Raw genomic sequence first — 13,528 nt, forward strand, 5'->3', positions numbered from 1 at the left:
CGTGGAACCGGACGGGACGGAGTCAGGCGAGAGCAACCGGCCGACGAGCGGCGCCGACCAGCGGCCAGGGCGTTGCGCGCACCCAGGACCGGATTGGGCGCGGAACCGGGTGGGCACCCCCGGCGCATGCAGATCCGACAGCTCCGTGACCTGACCGTCTCCGCCCAGGGCCTGGGCTGCATGGGGATGAGCGAGTTCTACGGCACCGGTGACCAGGCCGAGGCCGAGCGGACGATCCAGCGGGCGCTCGACCTGGGCGTCACCTTCCTGGACACCGCGGACATGTACGGGCCGTTCACCAACGAGCAGCTGGTGGGCCGGGCCATCGCCGGCCGGCGGGCCGAGGTGGTGCTGGCCACCAAGTTCGGCAACGAGCGGCTGCCCGACGGCACCCGGCTGGGCATCAACGGCCGGCCCGAGTACGTGCACGCCGCCTGCGACGCCTCCCTCCAGCGGCTCGGGGTCGAGGAGATCGACCTCTACTACCAGCACCGGGTCGACCCCACGGTGCCGATCGAGGACACCTGGGGCGCGCTGAAGGAGCTGGTGGACGCCGGGAAGGTCCGGCACGCCGGCATCTCCGAGGCGGCCCCGGAGACGATCCGCCGGGCCAACGCCGTGCAGCCGGTCACCGCGCTGCAGACCGAGTACTCGCTGTGGACCCGCGACCCCGAGGACAACGACGTGCTGGCCACCTGCGCCGAGCTCGGCATCGGGTTCGTCGCCTACTCGCCGATCGGCCGCGGGTTCCTCTCCGGGCAGATCCGCAGCATCGAGGACCTGGCCGCCGACGACTTCCGCCGGCACCACCCGCGGTTCCAGGGCGAGGCGTTCGAGCAGAACCTGCGGCTGGTCGACCGGGTCCGCGAGGTCGCGGAGGAGAAGGGCGTGACGGCCTCCCAGCTGGCGCTCGCGTGGGTGATGGCGCAGTCCGGCCGCGACGGCAACCCCGCGATCGTGCCGATCCCCGGCACCAAGCGGGTGTCCTACCTGAAGGAGAACGCCGCGGCCGCGGAGCTCACCCTCGGCGAGGAGGACCTGCGCCGCCTCGACGAGGCGGCGCCCGCCGGCGCCACCGCGGGTGACCGATACCCGGACATGTCCAGCATCCACCGCTGACGGGGCAGGGCAGGATGGGCGGGTGCGTCCCCGCCCGTCCGGCCCCTCCCGGTGAACACCCCGCTGCTCGTCGCGGTGACCGCCGTCGCCGTCGCGCTGGCCCTGCTGGGCGTGCTGAGCACCGCGCTGCGCCGCCGGATCGGCACCGCCCACCTGGTCGGGGCCGGGCTGCTGCAGCTGCTGGTGCTCGCACTGGCCGCCGTCGCGGTCGCCGGGCTGGTGGGCGGGCACCGGCCCACCGAGCTGGCCACCTTCCTGGGCTACCTGGCCAGCGTGGTGCTGCTGCCGCTGGCCGGGGTGCTGTGGGCGCGCACCGACCCCACCCGCTGGGCGGGCACGATCATCGCGGTCGCGGCCGCCGCCGTCGCCGTCATGGTCTGGCGGCTCGAGCAGGTCTGGCAGGTCACCGGTGGCTGAGCCCTCCGACGCACCACCCGAACCGACGTCGGCCACCGCGGACACCACCCGCGGACCCGGCCGGGTGCTGGTCGCGCTCTACGGCGTCTTCGCGCTCGCCGCCGGCGCCCGCGCCACGGTGCAGCTGGCGACCCGCTTCGACGAGGCGCCGCTGGCCTACCTGCTCTCGGCGCTCGCCGCGGTCGTCTACCTGGTCGCCACCGTCGGGCTGGCCCGCGGCGGACGCGGTGGTCGGCGCACGGCGCTGGCCGCCGTCAGCGTGGAGCTGGCCGGCGTGCTCGTCGTCGGCACGCTCTCGCTGCTGGACCCGGTCGCCTTCCCCGACGCCACCGTCTGGTCGAACTACGGTCAGGGCTACGGGTTCATCCCGCTGGCGCTGCCGGTGCTCGGACTGCTCTGGCTGCGCCACCAGTCCCAGGTCGCCGCCGACCGGGGCGATCCGCGCTGACCCCCTGACCGGGTGGTCCTCACCCCTGTCGGTGGTGCCCAACCGAGTGCCTCGTTAAAGTCGCTCCCGTGGTGGACCAGGCCGGGGGACGGGTGAGCTCCGGTACCGAGGTCCCACCGGAGGCCGCGGCCGCCCTCGCCGGCACCGGCGCCCCGGTCGTCGACAGCGAGCGCAGCCACCAGGCGTCCGTGGTCGGCGCCGCCGAGGCCGCGGTCTCGGGCACGAGCAGCGACACCGGTGCGCGGGCCGCGCTGCCCGGGGTGCTGGCCGACGTGCCGGTCGCGGTGCTCGTCATCGACCAGAGCGACGGCGCCGTGGTCTACGCCAACAGCGCCGCGATCGAGCTGGCCGGCAACGTCCGCCTCCCGCTGCCCGTCGACACCTGGGGCGCCTCGGTCGGGCTGACCGACCTCGGCGGCGCCCCGCTCGCCAGCACCGGCAACCCGCTGTCCCTGCTGGCGCAGGGGCGCCCGGTGACCGGCGAGGCGGTGCGGCTGACCCCGCAGCGCAGCTCCGACGAGATGCGTGCCGCCAGCGCGACCGCCACCGACACCCCCGCGCAGCTGCTGTGGGTCACCGGCTTCCCGCTCTCCCGCGACGGCAGTGAGCAGCGCCTGTCCCTCGTGGTGTTCCTGCAGCTCGACGAGGGGCACCACCTCGCCGACCCCGACACCCACCTGCAGGCGCTGCGCGACCGGGCCGTCGTCGCCACGGACATCGCCTTCACCATCACCGACCCCCGCCAGCCCGACGACCCGCTGGTCTGGGTCAACCCGTCGTTCAGCCGCATCACCGGTTACAGCTACGAGGAGAGCGTCGGCCGCAACTGCCGGTTCCTGCAGGGTTCGGCCACCGACCTCGCGCGGGTCGCCGACCTGCGCACGGCGCTCCGGGCGCACGAGCCGGTGACGACGACGCTGCTCAACTACCGCAAGGACGGCACGGCCTTCTGGAACCAGCTGTCCATCACGCCGGTCTTCGACGGCGAGGGCGAGCTGGTCAGCTTCGTCGGGGTGCAGACCGACGTCACCGAACGCGTGCGGGTCGAGGACGACCGGACCGCCGCCTTCGCCGCCGAGCAGGCCGCCCGGCACGAGGCCGAGGTCGCCCGTGAGGCGGCCGAGCGGGCGCAGAGCCGGCTGGCGCTGATGGCCGAGGCGACGAGCACGCTGAGCGCCACCCTCGACCTCGACGACCTGCTCGACCGGCTCTCCTCGCTGTGCGTCCCCCTGCTGGCCGACTGGGTGTTCATCACCCTGGTCGACGAGCACGGCGCCGTCACCGGCACCTCGGCCGCCCACCGGCGGGGCCTCACCGATGCGCTGCGCCGCTTCGCGGCGCTGCGCATCGCCGACCTGCCCGAGGCCGCGCCGATCCGGCGGGTCCTCACCTCCGCCGAGCCGGTCCTGGTCCCGGAGGTCACCGCGGAGATCCTGGACCGGGCCGCCCCCGACCCGGCGCTGCGCGCGGTGATGGCCGAGCTGGGCACCTCCTCGCAGCTGACCGTGCCGCTGGTGGCCCGCCGCCGCACCCTGGGCGCGCTCACCCTGGTCGCGGAGACCCAGGAGCGCCGCTTCGGCCCGGACGACGTCGACCTGGCCCGTGACCTGTCGCGCCGGGCCGCGATGGCGATGGACAACGTGCGGCTGTACCAGCAGGAGCACTCGGTCGCCGAGACGCTGCAGCGCTCGCTGCTGCCCGAGCTGCCCGAGATCCCCCGGATCAGCGCCGCGGGGGAGTACGTCAGCGCCTCCACCGCCGCCGAGGTGGGCGGGGACTTCTACGACCTGCTGCAGCTGCCCGACGGCTCGGTGGGCATCGCCATCGGCGACGTCGTCGGGCACGACGTCGCCGCCGCCGCCGCGATGGGCCACCTGCGCGGGCTGCTGCGCGCCTGCGCCTGGGACGCGGGGGAGACCGACGCCGGGCAGGTGCTCGACCGGGTCGACACCCTGGTCCAGGGGCTGCACGTGGCCCGGATGGCGACGATGGTCTACGCCCGCGCGGTGCCCCCGGCCGAGCCGGGCCGTCCCTGGCACCTGACCCTGGCCAACGCCGGTCACCCGCCGCTCGCGCTGCGCCGGCCCGACGGGTCGGTGGAGCTGCTCGACGGGGTCACCGGCCTGCTCATCGGCGTCGACGACAGCGTGCGGCGCCGGTCGCAGACGTTCGAGGTGCCCGCCGGCTCGACCCTGGTGGCCTACACCGACGGGCTCATCGAGCGCCCAGGCGCGGACATGGACACCGGCATCGCCCTGCTGGTCGAGCGGCTCGCGGTGGCGCCGGTGGACGCGCCCCCGGCGGAGCTGTGCGTCGCCGCCGTCGGGCCGAGCCCCGACCGCCGCGACGACATCGCCGTCATCGCCGTCCGCTTCGACTGAGGCGCCGGCCTCCTCAGCCCTCCTCGACCAGCGCCTGCTGCAGGCCGTAGGCGCCGCGGTGGAACAGCAGCGGCGTGCGGCTGGCGTCGGCCCCCAGGTCGAGCACCCGGGCGACGACGATCGTGTGGTCGCCGCCGTCGTACTCGGCCCACAGCTCGCTGTCGATCCAGGCGACCACGCCCTCGAGCATCGGGGAGCCGTGCGGGCTGGGCGCCCAGCGCACCCCGGCGAACTTGTCGGTGCCGGAGCGGGCGAACTGCCGGGAGAGGTCGCTCTGCTGCTCGCCCAGCACGTTCACGCAGAACCGGCCCGCGTCGCGCAGCTGCGGCCAGGTGCGCGAGGTGCGGGCCGGGGCGAAGGCGACCAGCGGCGGGTCCAGCGACAGCGAGCTGAACGACTGGCAGGTGAACCCGACCGGGCCGTCCGGGCCCGCCGCGGTCACCACGGTCACGCCGGAGACGAAGTGGCCCAGCACGTCGCGCATCAGCTGGGGGTCGACCACGGGGGCGGGGACGTCGGCGCTCACGCGTCCCATCCCACCACGCTCCGGAGGTGCCGGCTCAGGACGGCCGGACCGGCCCCCGCGGCACCGGCGCACCACCGGCCCGGTACAGCGAGCTGGGCAGCGGGTGACCGACCGCCCGCTCGGTGACGGCGGCGGCGGCGAGCACCGCGGCCAGCTCGATGCCCGTGTCGACCTCGGCGTCGGCGAGCCACCAGACGAGCTCCTCGGTGGCGATGTTGCCGCTGGCGCCCGGCGCGAACGGGCACCCGCCCAGGCCACCGACCGAGGCGTCGAGCTGGGTGACCCCGGCCTGCACGGCGGCCAGCGCGTTGGCCTGGCCGGTGCCGCGGGTGTCGTGGAAGTGCACGCCCACCGGCGTGCCCGGGCAGGCCCGGCGGACGGCGTCCAGCAGCCGCACCACCCGGCCCGGCGTGGTGGTGCCGATCGTGTCGCCCAGGCACAGCGCGTCGGCGCCACCGGTGACCGCGGCGCGGGCGACGTCGACGGTGCGGGTGAGGGGGGTGCGCCCGTCGAACGGGCAGTCCCAGGCGGTGGCCACCACGACCTCCAGCGACCCGCCGGCCCCGTGCGCCAGGGCGGCGATCTCGCCGACCGCGGCCAGCGCCTCGGCGGTGCCGCGCCCGGCGTTGGCCCGGCTGTGCGAGTCGGCGGCGGAGACGACGTACTCCAGGTGCGGGACGCCGGCGTCGACCGCGCGGACGGCGCCGCGGGGGTTGGCGACCAGCGCGGAGAAGTGCACGCCGGGGAAGCGGTGCAGCTCGGCGGCCACCTGGTCGGCGTCGGCGAGCGCCGGCACGGCCTTCGGCGAGACGAAGGAGGTCACCTCCACCCGGCGGACGCCGGTGGCGACGATGGCCTCGAGCATGGCCAGCTTGTCGGCCAGCGGCAGCGGGTCCTCCAGTTGCAGGCCGTCGCGCATGCCGACCTCCCGGACGTCGACCGCCGCGGGCAGCACCAGGTCGAAGTCGTTCATGCGGCCATCCTGCACCCGGCGTTCCACCCCGCGTCCGTTCCACGTGGAACCGGGGGCGGAACCGTCAGGGGCCGTACTGGCAGGCCCGGCACAACCCGGCGTCGTCCGGCACGTCCTCGACCGGCACCACCCGGACCCAGGTGCCGCAGAGCGCCTGCACCTGTTCGTGGGACTCGCGGGCCGCGGCCCCGGGCTCCGCGGCGACGGCGTGCAGCGGCCCGGTCATCGTCTCGCCGCCGGGCCGGCCGGGGGCGGGTGGGGCAGGCGGGCGGACTTCCCGTCCGACGAGGTTCGGCATGCGCCCAGCTTGCCCCACCGCCCCGCCTGCCCCGCGGCTCAGCCGGCGACCGGCTCCGGCACCCGGTCGTCGTCCCGGGCGGAGAGCTTGGCGCCCTCGATGTCCAGGTCGGGCAGCGCCCGGTCCAGCCAGCGCGGCAGCCACCAGGCCGAGCGGCCCAGCAGCGCGAGCACCGCGGGCACCAGCGTCATCCGGACGACGAAGGCGTCCACCAGCACGCCCACCGCCAGCCCGAACGCGATCGCCTTCACGGTGACGTCCTCGATGGTCACGAAGCTCCCGAACACCGAGAACATGATCAGCGCCGCGGCGACGACCACCCGCGAGGCGTGCCGCATGCCGGCGACCACCGCCTCGCGCGGCTCCGCCCCGTGCACGTACTCCTCGCGCATCCGGGAGACCAGGAAGACCTCGTAGTCCATGGCCAGGCCGAACAGCACGGCCATCAGCAGGATCGGCATGAAGCTGATCACCGGGCCGGTGGCCGGGACGCCGAAGAGGTCCATCAGCCAGCCCCACTGGAAGACCGCGACCACGGCGCCGAAGGAGACGCCCACCGAGAGCAGGAAGCCCAGGGCGGCCTTGACCGGCACCAGGATCGACCGGAACACCAGCAGCAGCAGGACCAGCGCCAGGCCGACGACGACCACGGTGAACGGCAGCAGCGCGTCGGCCAGCCGGTCGGAGACGTCGATGGCGACGGCGGTCTGCCCGGTGACCGAGACCTCCGCACCGGTCTCGGTCTCCAGGTCGTCGCCCAGGTCGCGCAGGTCGCCCACCAGGGCGCTGGTCTCCTCGCTCTGCGGGCCGCTCTCCGGCACCACCGAGACGATCGCGGCGGTGCCGTCGCCGACCACCTGCGGCGCGGCGTAGGCGACGTCGTCCAGCCCGCCCTCGAACTCACCGGGCGTGCCCGTGGGGGTGCCACCGATGCTGACGGCGGCCTGGCCGGCGGTCTGCTCGGCGGTCGCCGGGTCCAGGCCGTCGAGGAAGACCAGCAGCGGGCCGTTCACGCCGGGGCCGAAGTACTCGGCGATCGCGTCGTAGGCCTGCCGCTGCGGGGTCTCCTCACCGGCGCTGCTGGCGTCCGGGAGGGCCAGCTGCAGCTGGGCGGCGGGGATGGCGCAGACCAGCAGCGCGGCGAGGACGCCGAGCACGGTCAGCGCGGGGCGGCGGGTGACCAGGCGGGCCCAGCGGGCGCCACCGGTGCGGGCGGGGGAGTCGGCGTGCGCGGCCAGCGCGAGCTCGCGGCGGTGCGCGCGGGAACCCGGCTTCGGCGCCATCCGTGCCCCGGCGAAGCCGAGCAGGGCCGGCACCAGGGTCAGCGCGACCAGCACGGCGACCAGCACGGTGCCGGCCGCACCCAGGCCCATCACGGTCAGGAACGGGATGTTGACCACGGCCAGCCCGGACAGCGCGATCACCACGGTCAGGCCGGCGAAGACGACCGCGGAGCCCGCCGTCCCGGTGGCCCGGCCGGCCGACTCCTCCGGCGCCATGCCCTGCGCGAGCTGCGAGCGGTGCCGGCTGACGATGAACAGCGTGTAGTCGATGCCGACCGCCAGGCCGATCATCAGCGCCAGGGTCGGCGCGGTGGAGGAGAGCGTGATGACGCCGGAGAGCGCGAGCAGACCGGTCAGCCCGATCCCCACCCCGACCAGGGCCACCAGCAGGTTCATCCCCGCTGCGAGCAGCGAGCCGAAGGTGATCACCAGCACCAGGACGGCGACGACGACGCCGATCAGCTCCAGCGGCCCGACGGTCACCGCCCCGGAGTTGAACGCACCCCCGCCGACCGCGACCTCCAGGCCGGCGTCCTCGGCCGGGGCGGTGGCCGACTGCAGCCGCTCGAGTGCGTCCTCCTCCAGCTCGAGCGGGCCGACGGAGTAGGTCACCGTGGCCAGCGCGGCCCGGCCGTCGGGGCTGATCTGCTGGGTGGTGAAGGGGTCCTGCACCGCGGCGACGTCGTCGACCTGCCCAGCTGCCGCCACTGCCGCGCCGATCGCCTGGGCGTACTGCGGGTCGGTCACGGTGCTGCCGTCCGGGGCGACGAACACCAGGTCCGCGCTCACCCCCGCGGCGGCCGGCGCGACCTCGTCCAGCCGGTCGAGCGCGGTCTGCGACTCCGAGCCGGGGATGGTGAACTCGTCGTCGAACTCCCCGCCGATCGTGAGGAAGAGCGCGATGACCGCGCCCAGCACCGCGACCCAGGCCGCGGTGAACAACGCACGTCGGCGGTAGGCGGCACGGCCCAGCCGGTAGAGCAGGGTGGACATCGGTTCTCCTGGTCGGCGGATCGGGTCGGCGGATCGGGGTCGGGTCAGGGGGACGGCGGCGCGGGGGCGACCGCCCCGCGGACGAGCGCGAGCAGGGCGGCGCGGCGCAGCGGTTCGAGATCGCCCTCGGCGGTGAGGGACATGGCCGTGAGGCCGCTGAGCAGCGCGGTCGCCGCCCCGATGAGCTCGGCGGCGGGGAGGGTGAAGGTCAGCCCGGCCTCGGCGGCCGTCCGGTCGACCAGCGCCGCCAGCCGGCCGCCGACCTGCTCGTCGTGCCGGCGGAGCACCGCGGCGGCCTCGGGGTGCCGGGCGGCGTGCAGGGTGTACTCGGTGACCACCAGCGCCCAGGTGCGGTCACAGCGGAAGGCGCTCAGCACCCGGTCGACCGCGGCGGCCAGCGGGTCGGGCTCGTCGGCGAGGCCGGTGAGGAGCTCGGCGACCCGGGCGAGGTCACGCTCGACCTCGCGGGTCATCAGCGCCTCGAACAGCTCGTCCTTGGTCTTGAAGCTGGAGTAGAAGGCGCCGCGGGTGAACCCACCGCGGCTGCAGACGTCCTCCACGCTGGCCGCGGCGAACCCCTGCTCGGCGAAGGTGTCGAGGGCGGCGTCCAGCAGCCGCTCGACGGTGGCCTCACGGCGGCGCTTGGGCCGCTCCAGATCGGTCGCCGTCACGATGCAGGACTGTATTGGATACATCGCTGTATCGAGAACTCGTGGCGGGTGTGACGTGCGTTGCCTCGAGGGGCGGTCACCGCCCCCCTGCGGAGACGACCGTCCCCCCGCACCGGTGCCGGTACGGGGGGACGGTCGTTGCTCGGGTCGGGCGGGTCAGCTGGGCGTGCGGCCGACCAGGACGGCGCGGGTGTCCGGCGCCGCGATCCGGGCGGCGTCGGCCTCCTGGTCGTCCGGGGCGGCCTGCGAGAGCCGCTCGGCCTCCACCCGGGCGGCGTAGCCCTGCACCTCCGCGGTGACCCGGTCGGCGTCCCAGCCCAGCGAGGGGGCGACCGCGCGGGCCACCGGCTCGGCGGACTCGACCCCGCGGTGCGCGGTCTCGATGGAGATCCGGGTGCGGCGGGCCAGCAGGTCGTCCAGGTGGAGCGCGCCCTCGTGCTCCACGCCCCACACCATCTCGACCATCAGGTACTCCTCGGCGCCGGGCACCGGCTCCAGCAGCTCGGGCCGGTCGGCGGCGAGCGCAAGCACCTCGGGGGTGAGCGAGCCGAACCGGTTCAGCAGGTGCTCGGCGCGGAAGCGCGGGATGCCCCACCGGTCGGAGAGCCCGTCGAGGGAGTTGACCATCGCCGCGTAGCCCTCGGCGCCGACCAGGGGGATGTTCTCGGTGACGCTCGGCGGCACCCGTCGGGTGACGTCGTCGGCCACGGCGTCCACGGCGTCGGCGGCCATCGGCCGGTAGGTCGTGTACTTGCCACCGGCGACGGCGATGACGCCGGGCATCGGCCGGGCGACGGCGTGCTCCCGGGACAGCTGGCTGGTCGACTCGCTCTCCCCGGACAGCAGCGGGCGCAGCCCGGCGTAGACCCCGGTGATGTCGTCGTGGGTCAGCGGCACCGACAGCACCTCGTTGACGTGCTCGAGGATGTAGTCGATGTCGGCCCGGCTGGCGGCGGGGTGGGCCTTGTCCAGCTCCCAGTCGGTGTCGGTGGTGCCGACGATCCAGTGGCTGCCCCACGGGATGACGAACAGCACCGACTTCTCGGTGCGCAGGATCAGGCCGGCCTCGCCGTTGATCCGGTCGCGCGGGACGACGATGTGCACGCCCTTGCTGGCCCGCACGTGGAACCGGCCCCGGCCGCCGATCAGGGTCTGGATGTCGTCGGTCCACACCCCGGTGGCGTTGACGACCACCTCGCTGCGGACGTCGACCTCGGCGCCGGTCTCGACGTCGCGCACGCGCACGCCGACCACGCGGCCGCCGGCGTGGAGGAAGGAGACGACCTCGGCGGAGTTGAGCACCGTGGCCCCGTACGCCGCGGCGGTGCGGGCCACGGTGAGGGTGTGCCGCGCGTCGTCGGCCTGGGCGTCGTAGTACCGGACGGCGCCGACGAACGCGTCGGGCTTGAGCGCGGGGAACATCCGCCGGGCGCCGGTGCGGGTCAGGTGCTTCTGCGCGGGCATCGGCTCGGACAGGGCGCCCAGGCGGGCCAGCCCGTCGTAGAGCGCCAGGCCGGCGGTGACGTAGGGCCGCTCCCAGCCGCGGCGGGTCAGCGGGTAGAGGAAGGGCACCGGCTTGACCAGGTGCGGGGCGATCCGGTTGACCGACAGGTCGCGCTCGTGCAGCGCCTCCCGGACCAGCCCGAAGTCGAACTGCTCCAGGTAGCGCAGGCCGCCGTGGAACAGCTTCGACGAGCGCGAGGAGGTGCCGCTGGCGAAGTCGCGGGCCTCGACCAGCGCCGTGCGCAACCCGCGGGTGGCGGCGTCCAGCGCGACACCGGCGCCGGTCACCCCGCCACCGACGACGAGAACCTCGAAGGACTGCTCGGCGAGCTCTGCCCAGGCTCGGGCACGCTGCTCGGGGCCGAGCGGGGGGACTGCGGTCATTCCGACACCTCCGGCGGATGGGCTCCCCGTCCACGGTAGGTGTGGGGTGGACCACCCGTCGACGCAGCGTGTTCGACATGGTCGGACGAGAAGGCGGTACGGTCCGCCCGTGCCGGGCAACGTGCAGGCGGTGGAGCGGGCGGCGGCGATCCTGCAGGCCATCGCGGGGTCGGGTGGACGGATGGGCGTGACCGAGCTGGCCGGCGCCGTCGGGCTGCCGAAGACCACGACGCACGGCCTGCTGCGCACCCTGCTGGGCGTGGGCTTCGTCGCCCAGGACCTCGATTCCGGCCGCTACACGCTGGGCCCCGGCCTGCTCGGGCTCGGTTCGCACCGCCCGGACGCCAACGAACTGCGCTCCCGGGCGTCCAACTGGACCGACGCGCTCGCCTCCCGCAGCGGCTGCGCGGTGCGGCTGGGCACCCTCACCGACGGGCCGGCGCAGGGGGCGACCCCGGGGGACGTGCTGGTGGTGCACCACGTGTTCCGGCCCGACGACTCCGCCCAGGAGCTGGAGGTGGGCCGGCGGCTGCCGGCGCACGCCACCGCCCTGGGCAAGGTGCTGCTGGCCTGCCTGCCCGGGGCGCCGCCGATCCCCGCACAGGCCGTGCTGGCCCGGCTGACCCGCGCCACCTGCACCGACCCCGCCGCGCTGACCACCGAGCTGCGCGCCGTCCGGCACCGCGGCTGGGCCGGGCAACGGGAGGAGCACACCGCGGGGGTGGCCGGGCTGGCCGCGCCGGTGCACGGCCCCGGCGGCCTGGTGGTCTGCTCCCTCGGGCTCACCGGCCCGGTCGAGTCGTTGTTCACCACCGCGGGGGAGCCCCGGCCCGCCCTGCTCGGCATGCTGACCGACTCGGCCGCCGCGGTCACCCGGGAGCTGAGCCACCGGTGAGCGAGCGCTACGTCCTGGCGATCGACCAGGGGACGACGTCGACCCGGTCCATCGTGTTCGACCGCAGCGGCCGGCTGGTCGCGGTACGGCAGAAGGAGCACCGCCAGCACTTCCCCCGCCCCGGCTGGGTGGAGCACGACCCCGAGGAGATCTGGGCGAACACCCAGCTGACGGCCGCACAGGCGCTGCGCGACGTGGCGTCCGCCCCCGGGGAGGTCGTCGCACTGGGGATCGCCAACCAGCGGGAGACCACCGTCGTCTGGGACCGGGCCACCGGGCGACCGGTGCTCCGCGCGCTGGTCTGGCAGGACACCCGGACCGGGCAGCTGGTCGAGCAGCTCTGCGCCCGGCCGGACGCGGGGATCGTGCGCGAGCGCACCGGCGTGGAGATCGCCGGCTACTTCGCCGGGCCCCGGCTGCGCTGGATCCTCGACGCCGTCCCCCGGGCGCGCGAGCGCGCCGAACGAGGCGAGCTGCTGTTCGGGACGATGGAGAGCTGGCTGGTCTGGAACCTCACCGGCGGACCGGACGGCGGCGTGCACGTCACCGACGTGACCAACGCCAGCCGCACGCTGCTGATGGACGTGCACACCTGCCGGTGGGACCCCGACCTGCTCGCCTTCTTCGACGTCCCGGCCGCGATGCTGCCGGAGATCCGCCCCTCGGTGGGGGTGCTGGGCCGGGCCACCGCGCTCCCGGTCGCCGTCCCGATCGGCGGCCTGCTGGGCGACCAGCAGGCGGCGCTGTTCGGGCAGACGTGCTTCGCCCCCGGTGAGGCCAAGTGCACCTACGGCACCGGCAGCTTCCTGCTGCAGAACACCGGCGGCGAGCTGGTCCGGTCCCGGCACGGGCTGATCAGCACGGTCGCCTACCAGCTGACCGGGGAGCCGGTGCACTACGCGCTGGAGGGGTCGATCGCGGTGACCGGCGCGCTGGTGCAGTGGCTGCGCGACGGGCTGGGGCTGATCGGCTCCGCCGCGGAGGTGGAGACGCTGGCCCGCACCGTGACCGACAACGGCGGCTGCTACGTCGTCCCCGCCTTCTCCGGGCTGCTCGCCCCGCACTGGCGCGGGGAGGCCAGGGGGCTGGTCGCCGGCCTCACCTCCTACGTCACCAAGGGGCACCTGGCGCGGGCGGCGCTGGAGGCCACCGGGTGGCAGACCCGCGACGTCGTCCGGGCGATGGACGCCGACTCCGGGCTGACCCGCACGGCACTGCGGGTCGACGGCGGGATGACCACCAACAACCTGCTCATGCAGTTCATCGCCGATGCGCTGGACGGGCCGGTGGTGCGCCCGATGGTGGGCGAGACCGTGTCGCTGGGCGCCGCCTACGCCGCCGGCCTCGCCGTCGGGGTGTGGTCGGACACCGAGGCGCTGCGGCGGAACTGGCACCGGGCGGCGCAGTGGGAACCCCGCCCGGAGCGGGTGACCGAGCTGGACGCCGAGTACCCGCGGTGGGAGCGGGCCGTGGCGCTGAGCATCGCCTGGGGCGCACCCGCCCGCTGAACCCCCGCGAGAGCTGTTCGACATCGTCGGACGACGATCGTTGTACCGCCTCCGCCGGTGTGAATACGGTCACGTGACCTGAGGCACCCGACGTTCCCGCGGTGCCTCCTACCCACATCACCGTCGATG

The 13,528-nt window shown here is 75.1% G+C and carries 12 protein-coding genes; 6 read left to right on the forward strand and 6 right to left on the reverse strand.

Translation table 11 applies throughout. From position 1 onward, the window contains the following. Positions 1-126: 126 nt before the first annotated feature. The 4 genes from JD78_RS17095 to JD78_RS17110 all read left to right on the forward strand — a co-directional run bounded on the left by JD78_RS17095 (position 127) and on the right by JD78_RS17110 (position 4,365). Complete coding sequence (locus tag JD78_RS17095) at positions 127-1,119, forward strand: aldo/keto reductase (RefSeq protein WP_153359484.1); 993 nt, start codon at positions 127-129, stop codon at positions 1,117-1,119. Between the two features lie 51 nt (positions 1,120-1,170). Continuing rightward, on the forward strand, positions 1,171-1,536 hold the full coding sequence (locus tag JD78_RS17100) for a hypothetical protein (RefSeq protein WP_153359482.1): 366 nt from the start codon (positions 1,171-1,173) through the stop codon (positions 1,534-1,536). After that, positions 1,529-1,984 (forward strand): hypothetical protein, encoded by a 456-nt coding sequence (locus JD78_RS17105; protein ID WP_153359480.1) that lies wholly within the window; start codon positions 1,529-1,531, stop codon positions 1,982-1,984. The genes JD78_RS17100 and JD78_RS17105 overlap by 8 nt, the downstream gene beginning before the upstream one ends. Before the next feature lie 68 nt (positions 1,985-2,052). Beyond that, positions 2,053-4,365 (forward strand): GAF domain-containing SpoIIE family protein phosphatase, encoded by a 2,313-nt coding sequence (locus tag JD78_RS17110; RefSeq protein WP_228395101.1) that lies wholly within the window; start codon positions 2,053-2,055, stop codon positions 4,363-4,365. A gap of 13 nt (positions 4,366-4,378) precedes the next feature. Here the strand turns inward: JD78_RS17110 and JD78_RS17115 are convergent, their stop codons facing one another. The 6 genes from JD78_RS17115 to JD78_RS17140 form a co-directional block, all read right to left on the reverse strand. Continuing rightward, positions 4,379-4,900 (reverse strand): flavin reductase family protein, encoded by a 522-nt coding sequence (locus tag JD78_RS17115; protein ID WP_153359477.1) that lies wholly within the window; start codon positions 4,898-4,900, stop codon positions 4,379-4,381. A 25-nt stretch (positions 4,901-4,925) separates the two neighbouring features. Next, complete coding sequence (locus tag JD78_RS17120; RefSeq protein ID WP_153359475.1) at positions 4,926-5,864, reverse strand: hydroxymethylglutaryl-CoA lyase; 939 nt, start codon at positions 5,862-5,864, stop codon at positions 4,926-4,928. Positions 5,865-5,928: 64 nt separating this feature from the next. After that, positions 5,929-6,162 (reverse strand): hypothetical protein, encoded by a 234-nt coding sequence (locus JD78_RS17125; RefSeq protein WP_153359473.1) that lies wholly within the window; start codon positions 6,160-6,162, stop codon positions 5,929-5,931. Positions 6,163-6,200: 38 nt separating this feature from the next. Further along, on the reverse strand, positions 6,201-8,438 hold the full coding sequence (locus tag JD78_RS17130) for an MMPL family transporter (RefSeq protein ID WP_153359472.1): 2,238 nt from the start codon (positions 8,436-8,438) through the stop codon (positions 6,201-6,203). 44 nt (positions 8,439-8,482) lie between these two features. Beyond that, positions 8,483-9,109 (reverse strand): TetR/AcrR family transcriptional regulator, encoded by a 627-nt coding sequence (locus JD78_RS17135; RefSeq protein WP_194290443.1) that lies wholly within the window; start codon positions 9,107-9,109, stop codon positions 8,483-8,485. Between the two features lie 156 nt (positions 9,110-9,265). After that, positions 9,266-10,996 (reverse strand): glycerol-3-phosphate dehydrogenase/oxidase, encoded by a 1,731-nt coding sequence (locus tag JD78_RS17140; RefSeq protein ID WP_153359467.1) that lies wholly within the window; start codon positions 10,994-10,996, stop codon positions 9,266-9,268. Between the two features lie 109 nt (positions 10,997-11,105). Between JD78_RS17140 and JD78_RS17145 the strand changes: the two genes are divergently transcribed. Together JD78_RS17145 and glpK are read left to right on the forward strand one after the other, a co-directional pair. Next, the gene (locus JD78_RS17145) at positions 11,106-11,891 is read left to right on the forward strand and encodes an IclR family transcriptional regulator (protein ID WP_153359465.1); all 786 of its coding nucleotides are present in this window, start codon (positions 11,106-11,108) and stop codon (positions 11,889-11,891) included. After that, a complete protein-coding gene (gene glpK, locus JD78_RS17150) occupies positions 11,888-13,399 on the forward strand; it encodes a glycerol kinase GlpK (RefSeq protein ID WP_166521248.1) in 1,512 nt (503 codons plus the stop codon). The genes JD78_RS17145 and glpK overlap by 4 nt, the downstream gene beginning before the upstream one ends. Positions 13,400-13,528 lie beyond the last annotated feature (129 nt).

Origin of the sequence: Modestobacter roseus, assembly GCF_007994135.1 — a bacterium.
Classification (GTDB): Bacteria; Actinomycetota; Actinomycetes; order Mycobacteriales; family Geodermatophilaceae; genus Modestobacter; species Modestobacter roseus.